General features: G+C 41.3%; 17 protein-coding genes and 1 pseudogene. 4 read left to right on the forward strand and 14 right to left on the reverse strand.

Annotated elements, in window-relative coordinates:
• Positions 1–99: 99 nt before the first annotated feature.
• The 7 genes from DRF63_RS10355 to ppa form a co-directional block, all read right to left on the reverse strand.
• Positions 100–765 (reverse strand): phosphoglycolate phosphatase, encoded by a 666-nt coding sequence (locus tag DRF63_RS10355; RefSeq protein ID WP_005616277.1) that lies wholly within the window; start codon positions 763–765, stop codon positions 100–102.
• A gap of 166 nt (positions 766–931) precedes the next feature.
• Complete coding sequence (locus DRF63_RS10360; protein WP_005599594.1) at positions 932–1162, reverse strand: hypothetical protein; 231 nt, start codon at positions 1160–1162, stop codon at positions 932–934.
• A gap of 158 nt (positions 1163–1320) precedes the next feature.
• Positions 1321–2115, reverse strand: coding sequence for a prolipoprotein diacylglyceryl transferase (gene lgt, locus DRF63_RS10365; RefSeq protein ID WP_005599596.1), 795 nt, complete (start codon positions 2113–2115; stop codon positions 1321–1323).
• Between the two features lie 52 nt (positions 2116–2167).
• On the reverse strand, positions 2168–2959 hold the full coding sequence (locus DRF63_RS10370; protein WP_043991932.1) for a sulfite exporter TauE/SafE family protein: 792 nt from the start codon (positions 2957–2959) through the stop codon (positions 2168–2170).
• Positions 2956–3576, reverse strand: a complete 621-nt coding sequence (rppH, locus tag DRF63_RS10375) for an RNA pyrophosphohydrolase (RefSeq protein WP_005599600.1) — start codon at positions 3574–3576, stop codon at positions 2956–2958. The genes DRF63_RS10370 and rppH overlap by 4 nt, the downstream gene beginning before the upstream one ends.
• Positions 3577–4120: 544 nt before the next feature.
• Positions 4121–4888, reverse strand: a complete 768-nt coding sequence (locus tag DRF63_RS10380) for a M48 family metallopeptidase (RefSeq protein ID WP_005599605.1) — start codon at positions 4886–4888, stop codon at positions 4121–4123.
• Between the two features lie 95 nt (positions 4889–4983).
• On the reverse strand, positions 4984–5511 hold the full coding sequence (ppa, locus tag DRF63_RS10385; protein WP_005599607.1) for an inorganic diphosphatase: 528 nt from the start codon (positions 5509–5511) through the stop codon (positions 4984–4986).
• A gap of 73 nt (positions 5512–5584) precedes the next feature.
• Here ppa and DRF63_RS10390 point away from each other — a divergent pair, with 73 nt between their 5' ends.
• Complete coding sequence (locus DRF63_RS10390; RefSeq protein WP_005599610.1) at positions 5585–6295, forward strand: tRNA1(Val) (adenine(37)-N6)-methyltransferase; 711 nt, start codon at positions 5585–5587, stop codon at positions 6293–6295.
• 46 nt (positions 6296–6341) lie between these two features.
• Here DRF63_RS10390 and rraA read toward each other — a convergent pair whose 3' ends face one another.
• A complete protein-coding gene (rraA, locus tag DRF63_RS10395) occupies positions 6342–6839 on the reverse strand; it encodes a ribonuclease E activity regulator RraA (RefSeq protein WP_005599612.1) in 498 nt (165 codons plus the stop codon).
• Positions 6840–7057: 218 nt separating this feature from the next.
• Here rraA and DRF63_RS10400 point away from each other — a divergent pair, with 218 nt between their 5' ends.
• Positions 7058–7852: a formate/nitrite transporter family protein gene (locus tag DRF63_RS10400; RefSeq protein WP_005599615.1), complete on the forward strand. Its 795-nt coding sequence runs from the start codon at positions 7058–7060 to the stop codon at positions 7850–7852.
• 170 nt (positions 7853–8022) lie between these two features.
• A complete protein-coding gene (locus DRF63_RS10405) occupies positions 8023–8847 on the forward strand; it encodes an alpha/beta hydrolase (RefSeq protein ID WP_005619998.1) in 825 nt (274 codons plus the stop codon).
• 148 nt (positions 8848–8995) lie between these two features.
• On the opposite strand, the pseudogene DRF63_RS10410 reads toward DRF63_RS10405, so the two are convergent.
• The 6 genes and pseudogenes from DRF63_RS10410 to xylA form a co-directional block, all read right to left on the reverse strand.
• Positions 8996–10205: pseudogene (locus tag DRF63_RS10410) on the reverse strand (IS3 family transposase).
• Positions 10198–11187: an IS256 family transposase, variant Zn-binding type gene (locus DRF63_RS10415; protein WP_418910108.1), complete on the reverse strand. Its 990-nt coding sequence runs from the start codon at positions 11185–11187 to the stop codon at positions 10198–10200. Before DRF63_RS10415 ends, DRF63_RS10410 begins: the two are co-directional and overlap by 8 nt.
• 123 nt (positions 11188–11310) lie before the next feature.
• Positions 11311–12450, reverse strand: coding sequence for a molecular chaperone DnaJ (gene dnaJ, locus DRF63_RS10420; RefSeq protein ID WP_005609377.1), 1140 nt, complete (start codon positions 12448–12450; stop codon positions 11311–11313).
• A gap of 139 nt (positions 12451–12589) precedes the next feature.
• Positions 12590–14488, reverse strand: a complete 1899-nt coding sequence (gene dnaK / locus DRF63_RS10425) for a molecular chaperone DnaK (RefSeq protein ID WP_005599634.1) — start codon at positions 14486–14488, stop codon at positions 12590–12592.
• Between the two features lie 274 nt (positions 14489–14762).
• On the reverse strand, positions 14763–16208 hold the full coding sequence (xylB, locus tag DRF63_RS10430; RefSeq protein ID WP_005599636.1) for a xylulokinase: 1446 nt from the start codon (positions 16206–16208) through the stop codon (positions 14763–14765).
• Between the two features lie 197 nt (positions 16209–16405).
• The gene (gene xylA, locus DRF63_RS10435; protein ID WP_005599638.1) at positions 16406–17725 is read right to left on the reverse strand and encodes a xylose isomerase; all 1320 of its coding nucleotides are present in this window, start codon (positions 17723–17725) and stop codon (positions 16406–16408) included.
• 253 nt (positions 17726–17978) lie between these two features.
• On the opposite strand from xylA, the gene xylF reads away from it, so the two are divergent.
• On the forward strand, positions 17979–18977 hold the full coding sequence (gene xylF, locus DRF63_RS10440; protein WP_005599640.1) for a D-xylose ABC transporter substrate-binding protein: 999 nt from the start codon (positions 17979–17981) through the stop codon (positions 18975–18977).
• Positions 18978–19001 lie beyond the last annotated feature (24 nt).

A 19001-nucleotide genomic window follows, 5' to 3' on the forward strand; every position in this document is an offset into this window, starting at 1 on the left:
TCTTAGCCTTTATTGCCATTCGATAAAAGCACAAGCGGTCAAATTCCAGAAATTTTTTGCAAAAAACTAAGGGAATTTGACCGCTTGTTATATGTAGAATTAACCAACAAATTTCAATACGTCAGCAAATTCGCCGGTAACGAAGGTTGGATTTGATTGCTCGATTGGTATGTTATAGTTATAACCGTAAGTTAAACCGACCACATCACAACCGGCGGCTTTGGCGGCAATCACATCATTTTCCGAATCACCGACAAATAACATTTCACTTGGCTGAATCGCAAATTTCTCACAGATATGCAACATCGGATCCGGATGCGGTTTGATTTTCGGTAGAGATTGTCCGCCTAAATATTCACTGAACAATTCAAAAATCCCGAACGCACTTAATACCGGCTCGACCAATTTGGTCGGTTTATTGGTAATCACCACCAACGTATAGCCTTGTGCCCTCAACGTTTCTAAAGTTTGTTTTACATTCGGATATAACTCGCTTTCTTCGCAAACGTAAGCGGCATAATATTTATCGAAACTGGTACGTAACCGCACTAATTTTTGGGCGTCAAACACTTGTCCGGTGTAAGCAATCGCATTTTGAAAGAAAATATCCGCACCTTTACCAATCCAGGTCAAGACCTTCTCTTGCGTCGTAGTTGGTAAACCGTATTCGGCAAACATCGAATTAGCCACCAAAGTTAAATCCGGCAGAGTATTTACCAAGGTACCGTCAAGATCAAAACCGATTACTTTATATTTTGCAGTCATAATTTTTTCCTTATCTAAATTCAATTGCCGCTAATTTTAGCAAATAAAAAAGCCGTAACAATCAGAGGTTACGGCTTTTTACGTTCTTATGAATGTTTTGCATAATTTAGCCAAAACACAAATGCTAAGGCAACTAACGTAAATACAGCTAAGGCGATAGTTAAACTCATACTTTTTTCCCCTTAAATGATTTCTTACGACAAATTCTGCCACCTAGTAAAAATAGATAAGTAGCACATAATAGCAATACGATATTGATTAAACGAAAGTCTAGCCCTTCTTTGCTATATAAGATTACCGGCAACGCCAATAATGCGACTTTCGCAATATCATCACACATTTTTCCCCAAGATTCAAACGACTCTTTTTCGACCGGTTGCTGAAATAGATTCCACATATTCGCTCCTTTTTTGGAACATAGCCTACAGAATCTTGCGGTAGATTCAATTACGACTTTGTGTCTTTTCGATCAAGCTCGCAGAATTCGGGCAGCAAAAAAGCGGTTGAATTTCATCGGAAATTTGCAAAATTTCTAACGAATTCAACCGCTTATCGTTATGCTTTTTTACGAGAATATGCCCAGATCATAATCGCCAGTCCGCCGATAATCATTGGTAACGATAATAACTGACCTCGGGTAATCAAATCATCTACCGTATTTACGTTTGGGTCGATATCACGTACATATTCGACTAAGAAGCGGAACACACCGTAACCGATTAAGAACAGTCCTGCTACCGAACCTGCCGGACGGGGCTTTTTGATAAACCAGTTTAAGATGAAGAACAGTACCACACCTTCTAGGAAAAACTCATAGAGTTGCGAAGGGTGACGAGGTAAGTAACCGCCGCTTGGGAATAATACCGCCCAAGGCACATCAGTGATACGTCCCCAAAGTTCATCATTGATAAAGTTACCGATACGCCCCATTCCAAGCCCGAACGGAATCAACGGTGCGATAAAATCTGCCGTATTCCAGAAACTACGTTTTTGGCGGAAAGAAACCCAAATCATCGCGACAATTACACCGATCAAACCGCCGTGGAATGACATTCCGCCTTCCCAAATACGGAATAAGAACATCGGGTCTTGTAACAAGCGGTCGAAATTATAGAAAAATACGTCGCCGATTCGTCCGCCTAATATAACGCCCCAAAAGCAAGTATAGATAAGCTGATCAACTTGTTCGGTTGTCCAAACGCCGTTGGAGTTTTTTGCACGGCGCATACCAAGCCAATAGGCGAAACCGAAGCCGATTAAATACATTAAACCGTACCAACGCAAAGCGATTGGACCGATACTAAAAATAATCGGGTCAATTTGTGGAAATTGAATAAATTGTTCGTTCATATTATTCCTTTAAAAAAATTCCCCTCTGATACAGAGGGGAGCAAACGTCGCATTATTTTACAAACATATTAATCGCTATCGCAACCAACATCACCGCAAAGGCTTTTTTCAAGGTCGCGACCGGTAAGACATTCGCCGCATTCGCCCCGAGCTTAGAGGTAAAATAAGAGGTTAAGGTTATACCGAATAACGCCGGTAAATAGACATAACCTAAAGAGTAGTCCGGCATCGTTTCTACATTCCAACCGCTTGCGATAAAACTAATCGTACCGGATAAACCTAAAAACGCCCCACAAAATGATGAAGTGCCGATAGCACGTTTCATTTCTAACCCTCGGCTATTTAGAAACGGCACGATAAAAGCACCGCCGGCAATCCCCGCCATACTGGATAAGGCACCGATTACGCCGCCGGCGACAATAGTAGATTGCGTGGTAAGAGGTTTAATTTCAGGCGTTTTTTTCAAGGAAAACAACATTCTCGCCGCTAAATACAGCACCATTACCGCAAAAATCTTCGACATCAATTTCGCATCCAAATTGCTTACCGCTAAGCCTGCAAGGAAGACCGATACCATTAAAGCGGGAATGAAATATTTACTGACTTGTACATCCACATTACCTAATTTGTGATGACGTTGCGCCGATGAAAATGCAGTAACAACAATGGTTGAAAACGAAGTACCGAGTGCAGCCGCCATTAAATTCTCCGGTGTTACACCGGCTAAGGGTAATAAATAAACCAAACTCGGTACGATGATCAAACCGCCGCCGATACCGAATAAACCGGCTAAGAAGCCGACCGCCGAACCTACGACAAGACAACTCAAAAATACTTCTATCATTGCGCTTTTCCTTTCTGATGCGAATTGTTCCACGTACGAGCAGATTTGCGAAATTCGCGTTTTTGATTATCACGTTTTTGAAAATCGCGCTTTTCCGTACGTTCTACACGGGGTTTTTCAACCGTTTCTGGTTTTTTGGATTCATTTAATAGTACGCCGGCAAATTCTTTCATCACTTTGCGATAAACATCGCGCTTAAACGAAACCACCTGACGCACCGGATACCAAAAGCTAACCCAACGCCAACCGTCAAATTCCGGGCTTTTAGTCGTTTTTAAATCAATCAAATTTTCATCACTGAGAAGTTGCAGCAAAAACCAACGTTGTTTTTGCCCGATACACACCGGCTGAGAACCGTCACTACGCACTAAGCGTTTGGGTAATTTATACTTCAGCCAATATTTAGACGCCCATAATAATCGCACATCTTTTTTGGTTAAGCCGACTTCTTCATAAAGCTCGCGGTACATTGCCGTTTCAATGTTTTCGCCCTCGTTAATCCCGCCTTGAGGAAATTGCCAAGAGTTTTGTCCAAACCGTTTTGCCCACAGAACTTGTCCTGCTTTATTACAAATGACGATACCAACATTTGGGCGGTAGCCATCGAAATCGATCACTTAACCACCTTATTTCTTTTAGGTAATAGAGAAAATAGGTGAGATTGTTTCACACTTTACGCCTTAGAACAACCTCTAACGCCAATTTTGTAGATAACTCTGTGGATAAGTTGTCAAATAGCTCGGTTTATAATGAATATAGCCGAGATAACCCCTTGTTTTTATTTATAAGAGCGATGATCTTTATCTATGCGCAAAAATGATCCCTTTTGTTTGTTTCGGATCTTTTTATATACTGTTTTTTATACTTTATATGGATAACTTTCCAGATCTTTATTTTTTCTTTATCTTATTCACATCGCTTGCGATTTTATCCCCATCAATTGTGGATAAATTTGTGATAGTTTCGAAAAATGAGCGTGAATAACTTTCTAAAAAATATCAACTTTCATAAATAATCTTTATAAAACAATTAGTTACATCCATTTAGTATCATGTATAAAACGACTGTTTTAAACCGGTTGTTTTTTAAACAAAAAATAAGGCAGATCCAAACGATCTGCCTATTGCAAAAAACGGAATAAATTAAACCGCTTGTTTTAAACTATTTTTTACTGGTTTGATACACTTTCATCGCTTCAGGTAGTAAGCGTTGTAAATTTTCCTGACGATCTTCGTTTGACGGGTGAGTAGAGAAAATAGAACTGCCCGAGCTGCCGCCTACTTTACTCATTTTGACCCATACGTTCGGTGCCGCCGAAGGATTGTAGCCGGATTGCGCCATTAAGATTAAGCCGATTTCGTCCGCTTCGGTTTCTTGGCTACGAGAAAACGGCTTGTTTAAACCGAGATCCGCCACCGTGCCGACCAAATCCACACCGCCGAAATTGGTTTGAATCCCTTGCGATTGTAAAGCGATTGAGCCGACTTGCGCCACAATGCCGGTTACCGCATTAAAGGTACGATCCGATTTCCCGTGTTCTAATAAAGCGTGTGCCATTTCGTGTCCCATCACGGTCGCAATTTCGTCATCATTTAAGTTTAACTTATTGACCAATCCGGTATAAAACGCCATTTTACCGCCCGGCATCGCCCAAGCGTTCATTTCATCGGATTTTAACACGGTAATTTCCCATTGGAACGGCACGCCGGTCGTATTCGCTCTTTCCGCATAAGGCTTCATTTTATTAAATACCGTATGGATACGGCGTGCGGTTGCGGAACTTGCATCTACCGCTCTTTCCGCTTGTGCTTGGTTTTTTACTTGCGCATAGCTTTGCGCCGCTTCTTGGTTAATACTTTGAGTACTGACGCAAGCCGCAATCGCTGAAACTAAAAATGCGGCTGCGCCAATTTTTTTAATCAATTTCATTTTATTCCCCTAGAAAATAAATGGGTTATTTATTTGCCATAGAAAAAATGCCAAGCACTCTGTGAGTGTTTGGCATCTCGTTCTAAAAACAACAATTATTTTTTAGCACGTTCGAATGATTCTAAGATTTCTTGGCGCGCTTCATTCACATCGCCCCAACCTTCCACTTTCACCCATTTACCCGCTTCTAACGCTTTGTAGCTTTCGAAGAAGTGTTGAATTTGTGCTTTTAATAACGCCGGTAAATCGTTTACATCTTTAATGTGATCGTATTCTTTGCTTAATTTTGTGTGCGGAACCGCAACCACTTTCGCATCACCGCCCGCTTCGTCGGTCATTTTTAATACGCCGACCGGACGACAACGAATGACAGAACCCGGTTGTAACGGGTATGGTGTCGGTACCAATACATCAACCGGATCGCCGTCAGACGATAACGTGTGGTTTACATAACCGTAGTTTGCCGGATAGAACATCGCCGTAGACATAAAACGATCCACGAATAATGTGCCGGTTTCTTTGTCCACTTCATATTTGATCGGATCCGCATTTGCCGGAATTTCGATTACTACATAAATATCATCTGGTAATTCTTTACCAGCTGGTACGTTTTCTAAGCCCATTTTAGTTTCCTTCTGTTGTAGAGGTAAAAAAACAATGCGATTATAGCGTATCTCACATTAAATTTGTACATCTATGACAAAATCTCAAGGTTTCCAATTTAAACAATTTTTTATCGCTCATGACAAATGCGCGATGAAAGTCAATACCGACGGCATCTTACTCGGTGCTATCGCCGATATTCGGCACAAACGTCAGATCTTAGATCTCGGCACCGGTACCGGATTAGTGGCAATTATGTTGGCACAGCGCACGGACGAAAATACGCAAATTAGCGCGCTTGAATTAGAGCCGAACGCCTATCGACAAGCGGTTGAAAATTGCCGAAATTCCGCATTTTCCGACCGCTTGCAAGTTTATCAAGGCGATGTCTTAGATTATCACTTTCACCAAAAGTTTGATCTTATCGTGTCGAACCCGCCTTATTTCAGCGAGAGTTTGGCTTCCCGATCTTATGAAAGAGATTTGGCTCGTGCCGCAACCCAAAGCCATTTAGACTGGCTGTTACAAGCGAAAAAATGGTTGGCGGAACAGGGTGAAATCAGCTTTATTTTACCCTTTGAAGCGGCGGAAAAATTAGTGGAACAAAGCCGAACAAGCGGTCTGTTTTGCACGAAAATTTGCAAAATCATTACCAAACAAGGGCAAGCGGCGAAACGTATGATCGTCAGTTTTTCAGCGCAAAACGTACCGCTTGAGGAACAGGAATTAGTGATTTACGATGCGGATAATCAATATACCGAAGCGTTCAAGCAGCTAACCAAGGCGTTTTATTTAAATATGTAGCCAAACAAAAAACCGACCAAGCGGTCGGTTTTCTATATTCGATGGGTTACTCTTCCAATTCTGCTAAATCCAGCAATTCCGGCGAAAGAATAATGCCGGTTAAATCCGCATAAACATAATCTTCTGGGAAGAAAGTCACGCCGCCGAAATTCACCGGCGTATCGACTTCGCCGATTTCGTTATCATCGGCACCGACCGGAATCGGCGCTAATGCGTGAATACCGATGTCCAAAGTTTCCAATACGTCCAACTGACGAACCGCACCATAAACGATAATTCCTTCCCAACCGTTATCAAGCGCAAGTTGCGCCAGTTCCGCATCGATTAATGCACGACGAACCGCACCGCCGCCGTCAATCAGCAATACTCTTCCTTGACCTTCTTCTTCTAACACGCTGGCAATTAAACCGTTGCTTTCAAAGCATTTTACCGTGGTAATTTTACCGTAAAAAGAAGAGGCTCCGCCAAAGCTCGAAAAGATTGGCTCGACTACATCGACCTGATCGGAATAAATATCACAAAGTGCTGAGGTATCAATACGCATAAGCTATTCCTTTTGTAAAAGATGTCATTATTTCAAAGTATAAACCTAACTATGCCATTTGCAAAATTTTTGCCGAAAATGACCGCTTATTTTGCGAAACGGCTCACACTTTCCGACATATAACCAAAATGCGTGAGATATAACCGCAGATTCTTTCTCTAAACGTTATCGCTCTGCTACATTTCTCCTATCCTTTTCATTAACATTTGATTTACATTATGCACAATAGAGATCTTTACCCACACGAAATCCTACAAGACGTTATCGATAAAAGTTTTGCCAAATCGCAAAGCAGTTTAAAAATGCTCGCTATTTTAAGTTTTCTCGGCGGCGGCTATGTGAGCTTCGGTTATATCGCTTATTTAAAAGTGGTCAGCGGTATTCCGCCGGAATGGAGCGGACTCGCCAACTTATTAGGCGCAGCGGTTTTCCCGATTTGCTTAATTTGTATCTTGATCGGCGGCGGTGAACTGGCGACCGGCAATATGATGCTGATGGCGTTAGGTAAATTCAGTAAAAAAGTCAGTTTACCGAAATTAGTGCGTAACTGGGTGATTGTCAGTTTAGGCAACTTAGTCGGCGCGGTTTCTATGGCGTATTTCCTCGGGCATTATGTCGGTTTGGCGGAAGGCGTTTCGGCGGCGAAAACCATCGCGATTGCGGAAGCGAAAGTCCATATGGATTTCGGGCGTGCATTTATCTCGGCAATCGCCTGTAACTGGATGGTGTGTATGGGTATTTGGTTCTACTTCGGCGCAAAACAAACTTCCGGACGAATTTTAGCGATGTGGTTCCCGGTGATGACCTTCGTATTAATCGGTTTACAACATTTCGTGGCGAATATGTTTATTATTCCGGCAGGTATTTGGGCGGGTGCTAACGTTACTTGGGGACAGTTCTTCTTTAATATGATTCCGGTATTCTTAGGTAATGTGACCGGCGGAGCGGCATTTGTCGGCGCATCTTATCTGTTTGCCTATAAACATTTACTCAAAGACGATTACGCAATCTAAGCTTTTCTCAAGCGGTTATTTTTCTGCAAAATTTTGCAAAAAATAACCGCTTTTATTTTCTTTATTTCTCCCTGTCATCTCGTTTTAAATCTTCTATAAAATCGCTTGTGTTCGATAAATAAAAAACGTTACGATCTTAATCTGAATATTGTGAAATGATGGAATATAAAATGAATTTGGATAAATACTATCTGAAAATGGAAGAACATTTTCTGTATGTGCCTTACTACAATCATCATCGCCGCATTCGCGTGCTGCTACCGAAAGACTATCATAAAGAAAATTGGCAAACTTATCCCGTACTTTATATGCATGACGGGCAAAACGTGTTTTACAGCAAAGAATCCTATTCGGGCTATTCGTGGAAAATTATTCCGACCATTAAACGTCATCAAGAATTCCCGAAGATCATTATCGTCGGCATTGATAATGCTACGGTACACCGTTTGGACGAATACGCACCGTGGCGAACCGATGTCGGACATACGCCGGAAGCGCGCAATGCCGGCGGTATGGGCGCGGAATACGGGCACTGGGTGGTAAATACGGTAAAGCCGTTTATTGACGCTCACTATCGTACCAAACCGCAACGTGAGCATACGCTGTTAGCCGGCAGTTCAATGGGCGGCATTATTACCGCCTATATGGGCGCGGCTTATCCGGATACCTTCGGCCATTTGGGCGTATTTTCTTCCGCTTCTTGGTTTAGCGAATCCGCCTTTTTGGATTTTGTGCATCGTCATCCGCTGAATAAAGCGAGTAAAGTGTTTATTCAAGTCGGCACAAATGAAGGCGATGATATGGATGCGCAGTATATTTTCAATATGAATCAGGCTTATATCAATAGTTCTCTTTATTACTATCAAGCACTGCTTCGCACTTTTCATCCGATTGATAACATTCGGCTGAAAATTATGGCGAATGAAACCCACCATGAAATACATTGGGCGAATCATTTTGTAGAATTTTTAAGTTTTTCGTTAATGGGAACATAGAGCAGAAAAAAACACAAACAAGCGGTTAAATTTGGCATAGTAGACAAAAAGGTTGGTATTTTGTCGAACTATGCCTCTATTGGACAAAAGGGTTGGTAATGATTATGTTTAGAAATTTTTATGATCTGCCCCCAAAAAGTTAGACTGTTTAATTTAAGGACTGAGTTCTGTATTGTACAAGGCTCAGTCCTTTTAATTTCACTTGAATACGCTCATTGTTGTAATAATGAATGTACTCGTGAATCACTTTCTCAAGTTGTTCGAAAGTTTCAAATCGCTTACCAAAGTAACATTCCGTTTTCAATCGTCCAAAAAAACTTTCCATTGCCCCATTATCTAAGCAATTCCCTTTTCTCGACATACTTTGTTTAATATGATGTTTTCTCAGCATTTCTTGATAGTCTGCCATCTGGTATTGCCAGCCTTGGTCGGAATGTAAAATCGGTTTAGCGTCCTTAGGCAGTTTTGCGACCGCTTGCTTTAGCATCCGCATCACTTGCTCAAAGTTCGGACTTCTTGCTAAATCATGGGCAATACATTCTCGGCAATTTTACCCACTTCACCTTGATAAGAACGATATTTCCTCTGCTTACATTTCCCTTTTAAATCAAGCTGTTGCATTATCGCTTGAACACGCTTATGGTTAATCGCACCCAAAAAATCACGTAACTTTAACGTAATACGACGATAGCCGTAATTGCCATCATTATCTTGATAAATCTCAATCACTTTCTGCCTAATCACTGCATTTTTATCGATTTTAGGCGGTAAGTGATAAAAGAACGTACTACGTTTTAAACCAGTCAAAGGGAGGAGGATTTCTAAGGGAAAATCCACTCGCAACGTTTTTACGATGGCTGCTTTTGCCGCATTTTTTGTTGGTTGAACTCCCGCAACTTTTTTAGGTAAGCTACCTCCGCTTCCAGCTCTAAAATACGATAACGTAAGCGTTCTTCTTCAGTTTTAGGTGGAGGAGGCATTTTCGGGTATTTCGGTTTCATTGTCGGACGACCTTTGGGCTTGGGTAATAAGCCGTTTATACCTTGTTCTTCAAAGATGTGCAACCATTGGCTAATCGAACCTGAATTAGCAATGCCAAAATGAAGGGAGGCGCTTTCCGCAGAAAATTGCCCCTTTTTGACCGCTTGTATGACGGTTAATTTGAATTCGGGGGAATATTTTTGCTTCTTACCTATCACCGCTAGCCCATTGATTCCGTTATGATTAAATTGAGCAATCCATCGAGTTAAGGTTTTCTTGGATAATTGAAAATGTCGTTGAGTGAATAAACGGTTTTTGTCATTTTGAAGATAAAACTCGATGACTTGTTGTTTGAATAGCGAGTTATATTTAGTCATAAAAAATCTGCACCTTAATTCGTTGGAGGTTTAGTCCAACTTTTGGGGGGCAGATCATTAACCGACTCTTTTTATTTAAAAAGTCCTGTATAAACAATATCTTATGCTTTCTCGTTAATCCGCTATGTGGGCGTAATTTGTCTTTTAATTCTTTAAATAATCCTTCTATTCGATTTGTCGTCTTTTCAATATTTAACTCAGGATACTTTTCATACGTAAAAATATAATCCATATAACGTTTTATACTTGTATAAGCACTTCTCACATTACGATGTTTATAAGGATATTTTCCTTTTTCATTCGGTTTATCTGACCGTTCCTCTAAAAAGGCTTTATGTTTTATTTTCCAGTGATGTATTTTTAAATAAAATTCATTTTTTGAACTGACTTTTAACGTCTTTATTATCGTTTTTAATTCTCTTCCTGCGTGCGATTGATGCTTTTTTCTTAATGCTCTCATCACGATTGCTACTAAATGAAATTGGCACATTTGCGTGGGCGTATTCATTAAATCTTTCAATAAGCCACGCCTGCCATCACAGGTAATTGATTGAATAATATAGCCTTTTTCTCTTAAATGATTGATGGCTTTCTTGTAATAAATATCTTTTTCCGTTTTCACAATTTGGTGATAAACCACTTTGGTTGAAAGGCTATCAATAAAAACCATCACGCCAAAATCACGATGAAAGAAAGTAGTATCAATAATTAAGTTTAAATATTTATTTTGAGGGGCTTTTAAGAAGGCTTTAGGAGCCTTTTCTAAATATCGTTGAATCGTTCTTACTGAACACTGATATTTATTAGCGAGTTGTTGATATGTTTGTTTTCCAACAGAATAATCCAACCAAATTTGGGTCGAATTTAATTTAGATGTTAAGGTAAATATTTTATTGCAAGCTGAACATTTATAACGTTGAAGCTTATTTTTAAAGCCATACTTTTGTGTTTTGGAAGATTGACAAAAAGGGCAAGTTTTTATTCATATTTCAAAAAGGTAGGTTAAAGCCTTGTACTATAAGGCTTTAACCCACTTTTTACCAACCTTTTTGTCTACTATGCCTAAAATAAAAGGCTTAGCAAATTCGCTAAGCCTTTTTAATCTTTAGTGTTTACCTAAGTTAGAGAAGAAGTTTTTCACGCTATCTAAAAAACCTTCTTGCTGCGGACGATGTTTACTTTTACTGGCTAAACTTTCTTCCAGCTTACGTAATAAGTCTTTTTGCTCGTCATTTAATGCAACCGGTGTTTCTACCACTACTTTGCAAATTAAATCACCTGCATAACCGCCACGTGGACTTGTTACGCCCTTACCTCTAACACGGAATAATTTGCCGGTTTGGGTCTCCGCCGGAATTTTCAGTTTTAATTTGCCGTCAAGCGTTGGCACTTCAATCTCACCGCCTAATGCCGCCATTGTAAAGCTGATTGGTACTTCACAGTAAAGATTTGAGCCGTCACGCTCAAAGATATCGTGTTCACGAACGTGAATCACGACGTATAAATCGCCTGCCGGCGCACCGTTCTCGCCTGCCGCTCCTTCGCCGGATAAACGAAGTTGGTTGCCTGTATCCACACCTGCCGGAATGGTTACCGATAAGTTTTTCGCTTTCTGAACACGTCCGTCACCGTGGCAAGATTTGCAAGGTTTTTCGATTTTCTTACCGCTTCCATGACAGCTCGGACAAACCGCTTCCGTCACAAAGAAACCTTGCTGACGGCGAATTCTGCCCGAACCGTGGCAGTGTGAACAGGTTTCCACTTTCGAACCTTTTTCCGCACCCGAGCCGTGGCAAGAATCACATTCGGCAAGTGTTGAGATACGAATATCTTTTTTACAACCTTTAACTGCTTCTTCCAGTGAGATTTCAATGTCGTAACGTAAATCATCGCCACGTACAACACGTTGGCGACGACCGCCGCTACCGAATCCGCCACCGAACATTTCACTAAAGATATCTTCAAAACCGCCGAAACCGCCACCGAAGCCACCGCCAAATCCGCCGGCACCACCGCCTTGTTCAAAAGCAGCGTGACCGTATTGATCGTATGCGGCACGTTTTTCAGCATCGCCTAACACTTCATAGGCTTCGTTGATCTCTTTAAATTTTTCTTCTGCGTCTTTACTGCCTTGGTTTTTATCCGGGTGATGTTTTGATGCTAAACGTTTATACGCTCGTTTAATATCATTCTCACTCGCACCTTTCTGTAAACCAAGGACTTCGTAGTAATCTTTTTTTGCCATAGTGTTTCGTTTGTAAAATTTTACGGAAATTTGACCGCTTGTCATAAACTCCCCTCTTTTCTAAAGAGGGGGGACTTGTTAGATACACCAAAAGGGCGTGTTGCCACGCCCTTTGATTTTACGATTTGAGCGTAAAAGATTATTTATTATCTTTCACTTCTTCAAACTCAGCATCCACTACGCCGTCATCTTTTGCAGATTGTTGCGGTTGTTCGCCTGCTTGTGCTTTAGCTTGAGCCGCTTGCATTAAAGGTTCGGACGCTTTGATTAACGCTTCGGTTTTCGCATCGATTTCCGCTTTGTCATCGCCTTTCGCTGCTTTTTCTAAGTCTGCGATAGCCGCTTCGATTTTCGCTTTATCGTCTGCATTTAACGCATCGCCAGCCTCTTCGATTTGTTTACGAGTTGCGTGTGCAATACCGTCCGCTTGGTTACGTGCTTGAACTAACTCTTCGAATTTTTTATCCGCTTCTGCGTTAGCTTCCGCATCACGAACCATTTGTTCGATTTCTTCGTCAGATAAACCTGAAGACGCTTGGATACGGATTTGTTGCTCTTTACCTGTATTTTTATCTTTCGCAGATACGTTGATTACACCGTTCGCATCGATATCGAAAGTTACTTCGATTTGCGGCATACCACGTGGTGCTGGGTTAATACCTTCAAGGTTGAATTGACCTAAAGATTTGTTCGCAGACGCTTGTTTACGCTCACCTTGTAATACGTGGATCGTTACCGCTGATTGATTGTCTTCCGCGGTTGAGAACACTTGTGATTTCTTCGTTGGAATCGTAGTGTTTTTCTCAATTAACACGGTCATCACGCCGCCCATAGTTTCGATACCTAAAGATAATGGTGTAACGTCTAATAAAAGAACGTCTTTTACATCACCTTTTAATACACCGCCTTGAACTGCAGCACCGATTGCTACCGCTTCATCCGGATTCACGTCTTTACGAGCTTCTTTACCGAAGAATTCAGCCACTTTTTGTTGTACTAACGGCATACGTGTTTGACCACCAACGAGGATAATGTCGTTGATTTCATTCACTGATTTACCTGCGTCTTTTAATACGGTTTTAAGTGACTCGATTGAGCTTGCAACTAAATCTTCTACTAATGCTTCTAATTTCGCACGGGTTACGTTGATCGCTAAGTGTTTAGGACCTGTCGCATCCGCTGTGATATACGGAAGATTTACTTCGGTAGATTGTGCTGAAGAAAGTTCAATTTTTGCTTTTTCCGCCGCTTCTTTAACACGTTGTAATGCCATTGGGTCGTTGCGTAAATCCACGCCTTGTTCTTTTTTGAACTCGTCAATAATGTAGTCGATTACACGGTTATCGAAGTCCTCACCACCTAAGTGAGTGTTACCACCGGTTGCTAATACTTCGAATGTTTGTTCGCCGTCGAAGTTATCGATTTCGATGATTGAGATATCGAATGTACCACCACCTAAGTCGTAAACTGCGATCACTTGGTTTTCTTTAGTTGAACCTAAACCGAACGCTAACGCTGCTGCTGTCGGTTCGTTGATGATACGTTTAACATCTAAACCTGCGATACGACCTGCATCGATTGTCGCTTGACGTTGCGCATCGTTAAAGTATGCCGGCACAGTGATAACCGCTTCAGTTACCGCTTCACCAAGGAAATCTTCCGCTGTTTTTTTCATTTTTTTCAACACTTCTGCTGAAATTTGCGGTGGTGCTAACTTATCGCCTTTTACGTTTACCCATGCATCGCCGTTGTCAGCACGTGTGATTTCGAAAGGCATAATTTTAATATCGCGTTGTACTTCTTCACTTTCAAAACGACGACCGATTAAACGTTTGATTGCAAATAATGTATTTTTCGGGTTTGTAATCGCCTGACGTTTTGCCGGTTGACCAACTAACGTTTCGTTATCCGTATAAGCAATGATTGACGGAGTTGTACGTGCACCTTCCGCATTCTCGATTACACGTGCTTTGTCACCGTCCATTACCGCTACACAAGAGTTTGTTGTACCTAAGTCAATACCAATGATTTTACCCATTTTAAAATTCCTCTGAATATAAATTTGTTTGATTACGTTTTCGTAACGTTACCCACAAGATGGTGTTCTTTCACAACTTTTCAAGGCTAAATTTGAAATTTTCTTGCAAGTATTTTTGAAAAAAGAAACGGGACGTTCAACGTTCCCGTTCAGACGAAACAATAAATAGGGATGAAAATGAAATGATCAAGGGCGTAAAATAAATTTTTGTAAGATTTTTGAATAAAACGGACAAAAAAGCCCGTCCATATTGAACGGGCTGGCTTTCCGAGCATTAAAGACCTTTTAATCTTTGGTAAATTTCCGCAAATTTTGACCGCTTGTCTTGGTATTCGGCAAACTTGCTGCGATTAGGTTGGTAAACCGCTTCAAGCGGTAACGGCTGACAGAAATTGGCAATATCTTCATTCGGATTTAAGGCAATCTGCGCCAGTTTCGCCGCGCCTAACGCCGGACCGACATCACCGCCGGTACGATATTCAAAGGTTCTACCGGTAATATCTGCTAATAATTGGCGCCAATAAGCGCTTTTCGCTCCGCCACCGATCAGAGCGATATTATCCGCTTTTACACCGGTTTCATGTAACACGTCTATACCGTCCGCTAATGCAAAACTGACCCCTTCCACCGCAGCTTTTGCCATTGTAATCGGGTTATCATTATGCGTTAGTCCCCAAAATACACCTTTGGCATAAGGGTCATTATGCGGTGTACGTTCGCCGGATAAATAAGGAAGGAAAATCGCATCGCTCGCTTGGTTGCAGTTTTCGACTTGTTGGAATAAGGTTTTAATATCGCTAATACCGGTGACTTTTTGGGCAAAATCGACCGCTGATGCGGCACTGAGCATGACCGACATCAAGTGCCAACGATCCGGTAACGCATGGCAGAAACTGTGTACCGCTTTTTGCGGATTGGCACTGAATTTATCGGTTACCACAAAATACACACCCGACGTACCGAGTGATAACATCGCTTGTCCGGATTGGTAAAGCCCGATACCAATGGCTCCGGCGGCATTATCACCGCCACCGGCAATTACCGGAACGGTATTTAATTTCCAGCTTTTTGCCAATTCAGGACGTAAGTAACCGGTAATTTGATTACCTTCAAACAGTTTAGGCATATTGCTAACGTCAAGTCCGCACGCATTCAGTAACGCCTGATTCCAATCTCTTTTACCGACATCCAACCACATTGTGCCGGAGGCATCCGACATATCGGAGGCATATTCGCCGGTCATACGTAAACGTAAATAATCTTTCGGCAGTAAGACTTTATCCACTTGTTCGGCGATTTGCGGCTGATGCTTATCCACCCATTTTAATTTCGGTGCGGTAAAGCCCGGCATCATCAGATTACCGGTAATCTCACGGCTATTCGGTACTAATGATTCCAATTCGGCACACTCCGCAAAGCTACGACCGTCATTCCACAAAATTGCCGGACTCAATACTTGGTCATGCTTATCCAATAAAGTCGCACCGTGCATTTGACCGGTTAAGCCGATCGCTTTAACGGCGGTTAAATCCTGTTGCTGTGCTAAAGCGAGCATAGCTAAATTGGTTGCGTGCCACCAGTCTTCCGGATTTTGTTCCGACCAAAGCGGATGAGGGCGAGAAATAGGTAAAGATTGATGTGTGGTTGCGATGATTTCTTGAGATTCATTGAGTAAAACGACTTTAACGCCTGAGGTGCCTAAATCAATTCCGATATACATAAAGCCTCCTAAGAGAACTCCCCTCTTTAGAAAAGAGGGGCTGGGGGAGATTTGATTGCGATATAAGCATAATCAATGAAATAAAATACGCCATATTGCAAAAAGACTTACTTAAACAATGTAAATTAACCTTTTAAACAAATCTCCCCTAACCCCTCTTTACTAAAGAGGGGGATCTTGTCCCCCTACAATAATAATTAACGATAAATATAATTATTCACTAAATTTTCTAAATATTCTTGCTGACCTGAAACCGGTTTCGGATCAAGCGCTTTGCTTTCAACGATTTTCGCTAAATCTTCAAGGCTTGCTTTACCGGCAAGAATTTGCTGACCTAAATCGCCGTTCCAGCCTGCGTAACGTTGATCAACAATACCTTGTAAGGTTTTATCTTCAATCATTTTCGCCGCACGTTTAAGTGAAAGCGCAAGCACGTCAATCGCTCCGATATGACCGTGGAATAAATCATACGGGTCGGTACTTTGGCGACGGATTTTCGCATCGAAGTTGAAGCCGCCGGTGGTAAATCCGCCCGCTTTTAAGATTTCATACATCACGAGCGTATTTTCTTCTACGCTGTTCGGGAATTGGTCGGTATCCCAACCTAATTGCGGATCACCGCGGTTGGCATCAATCGAACCGAAGATATCTAATGCCGCTGCGGTTGCGATTTCGTGTTGGAAAGTATGACCGGCTAAGGTTGCGTGGTTTGCTTCAATATTTACTTTGATTTCTTTTTCTAAGCCGAATTGTTTTAAGAAGCCGTAAACGGTTGCTACGTCATAGTCATATTGGTGTTTAGTCGGTTCTTGCGGTTTCGGTTCGATTAATAACGTACCGTTAAAGCCGATTTTGTGTTTATGTTCCACCACCATTTGCATAAAGCGACCGATTTGTTCACGTTCACGTTTTAAATCGGTATTTAATAAGGTTTCATAACCTTCACGACCGCCCCATAACACATAGTTTTCGCCGCCTAATCGTTTGGTTGCATTCATCGCATTGAATACTTGCGATGCCGCCCAAGAGAATACTTCCGGATTCGGATTGGTTGATGCGCCGGACATATAACGAGGGTTGGTAAAGCAGTTTGCCGTACCCCATAATAATTTCACACCGGTTTCCGCTTGTTTTTTCTCAAGAATATCCACCATAGTGTGGAAATTATGTACATATTCTTTATATGAATTGCCTTCCGGCGCAATATCCACATCGTGGAAGCAATAGTAAGGAATCCCTAATTTTTGGAAGAATTCAAAGGCGATTTCCGCTTTTTGTTTTGCGCCTTCAAGCAAATCGCCCGTTTTTTGCCAACTACGATCTAAAGAACCAACGCCGAACATATCATTCCCCGTCCAGCAGAAAGTATGCCAATAACACACCGCTAAACGTAAATGTTCCGCCATGGTTTTGCCTAAAATCACTTCGTTCGGATTGTAATGTTTAAAAGCAAAAGGATTGGTTGAGTCAGCACCTTCATATTTTACTTTTTCAATTTTATCGAAATAGTTAGACATAATTAATTCTCCTGTGAATCAATGGATTTTGAAAACGAGAGCATAATGATGAAAATTAAAACACGGTTCAATTATGTTATTTAGTTTTTCGGTTTTGATTATTAGTTATTGTGGCAGGGATCACAAAAGCGAAAAAACGTAATAGCGTTAAAATATTTTGTAATTGCCGTGACAAATTATCCACCGCAAACTATCGCCAGAGCAATCGTACTTATGCTCAAACTTTGTTAAACCAACCCTATGAGGTGTCATTATGAAAATGAAAAGTCTGATTTTATCTATCGCTGCGGCATTAACCGTAATGTCAGGTTCAGCGTTAGCTAAAGATTTAACCATCGGTATGTCCATTGATGATTTACGTTTAGAGAGATGGCAAAAAGACCGTGATATTTTTGTGAAAAAAGCAGAGGCTTTAGGGGCGAAAGTATTAGTTCAATCAGCAAATGGCGATGATGCGGCACAAGTTTCACAAATTGAAAATATGTTGAATAAAAACGTAGACGTATTAGTGATTATTCCGCATAACGGCGATGTATTAAGTAACGTAATTTCCGAAGCAAAAAAAGAAGGTGTGAAAGTTTTAGCTTACGACCGTTTAATCAACAATGCGGATTTGGATTTCTACGTATCGTTTGATAATGAAAAAGTCGGTGAGTTACAAGCGCAAAGTATCGTTGAGAAAAAACCGGAAGGTAATTATTTCTTAATGGGCGGTTCGCCGGTGGATAACAATGCGAAACTATTCCGTAAAGGTCAAATGAAAGTATTACAACCGCATATTGATAGCGGCAAAATCAAAGTGGTGGGCGACCAATGGGTTGATTCTTGGTTAGCTGAAAAAGCATTGCAAATTATGGAAAACGCCTTAACCGCGAATAAAAACAATATTGATGCGGTTGTCGCTTCAAACGATGCGACCGCAGGCGGTGCAATTCAAGCGTTAAGCGCACAAGGTTTAGCGGGTAAAGTGGCGATTTCCGGTCAAGATGCGGACATTGCTGCAATTAAACGTATCGTAGAAGGTACGCAAACCATGACGGTATATAAACCGATTACCAATTTAGCGGACAAAGCCGCTTCGATTGCGGTTAGCTTAGGTAAAGGCGAAACTTTAGAATCTAACGCAAAATTGAACAACGGCGTAAAAGAAGTTGATGCTTACTTATTAGATCCGATTATTGTAACCAAAGACAATATTGACAGTACCGTGATTAAAGATGGATTCCACACGAAAGAAGCGGTTTATAAATAATCTATCTTAATCTTTAAAGTGCGG

The sequence above is a fragment of the Actinobacillus pleuropneumoniae genome (genome assembly GCF_003290385.1).
GTDB lineage: Bacteria > Pseudomonadota > Gammaproteobacteria > Enterobacterales > Pasteurellaceae > Actinobacillus > Actinobacillus lignieresii.

Excerpts from the sequence above, each read along its gene's own strand:
- dnaJ (WP_005609377.1), bottom strand. The coding sequence starts at position 12,450 with ATGGCAAAAAAAGATTACTACGAAGTCCTTGGTTTACAGAAAGGTGCG.
- rraA (WP_005599612.1), bottom strand. The coding sequence starts at position 6,839 with ATGCGTATTGATACCTCAGCACTTTGTGATATTTATTCCGATCAGGTC.
- xylB (WP_005599636.1), bottom strand. The coding sequence starts at position 16,208 with ATGTATATCGGAATTGATTTAGGCACCTCAGGCGTTAAAGTCGTTTTA.
- lgt (WP_005599596.1), bottom strand. The coding sequence starts at position 2,115 with ATGAACGAACAATTTATTCAATTTCCACAAATTGACCCGATTATTTTT.
- DRF63_RS10355 (WP_005616277.1), bottom strand. The coding sequence starts at position 765 with ATGACTGCAAAATATAAAGTAATCGGTTTTGATCTTGACGGTACCTTG.
- DRF63_RS10380 (WP_005599605.1), bottom strand. The coding sequence starts at position 4,888 with ATGAAATTGATTAAAAAAATTGGCGCAGCCGCATTTTTAGTTTCAGCG.
- dnaK (WP_005599634.1), bottom strand. The coding sequence starts at position 14,488 with ATGGGTAAAATCATTGGTATTGACTTAGGTACAACAAACTCTTGTGTA.
- ppa (WP_005599607.1), bottom strand. The coding sequence starts at position 5,511 with ATGGGCTTAGAAAACGTACCAGCTGGTAAAGAATTACCAGATGATATT.
- DRF63_RS10405 (WP_005619998.1), top strand. The coding sequence starts at position 8,023 with ATGAATTTGGATAAATACTATCTGAAAATGGAAGAACATTTTCTGTAT.
- DRF63_RS10360 (WP_005599594.1), bottom strand. The coding sequence starts at position 1,162 with ATGTGGAATCTATTTCAGCAACCGGTCGAAAAAGAGTCGTTTGAATCT.
- DRF63_RS10390 (WP_005599610.1), top strand. The coding sequence starts at position 5,585 with ATGACAAAATCTCAAGGTTTCCAATTTAAACAATTTTTTATCGCTCAT.
- DRF63_RS10370 (WP_043991932.1), bottom strand. The coding sequence starts at position 2,959 with ATGATAGAAGTATTTTTGAGTTGTCTTGTCGTAGGTTCGGCGGTCGGC.
- xylA (WP_005599638.1), bottom strand. The coding sequence starts at position 17,725 with ATGTCTAACTATTTCGATAAAATTGAAAAAGTAAAATATGAAGGTGCT.
- xylF (WP_005599640.1), top strand. The coding sequence starts at position 17,979 with ATGAAAATGAAAAGTCTGATTTTATCTATCGCTGCGGCATTAACCGTA.
- DRF63_RS10400 (WP_005599615.1), top strand. The coding sequence starts at position 7,058 with ATGCACAATAGAGATCTTTACCCACACGAAATCCTACAAGACGTTATC.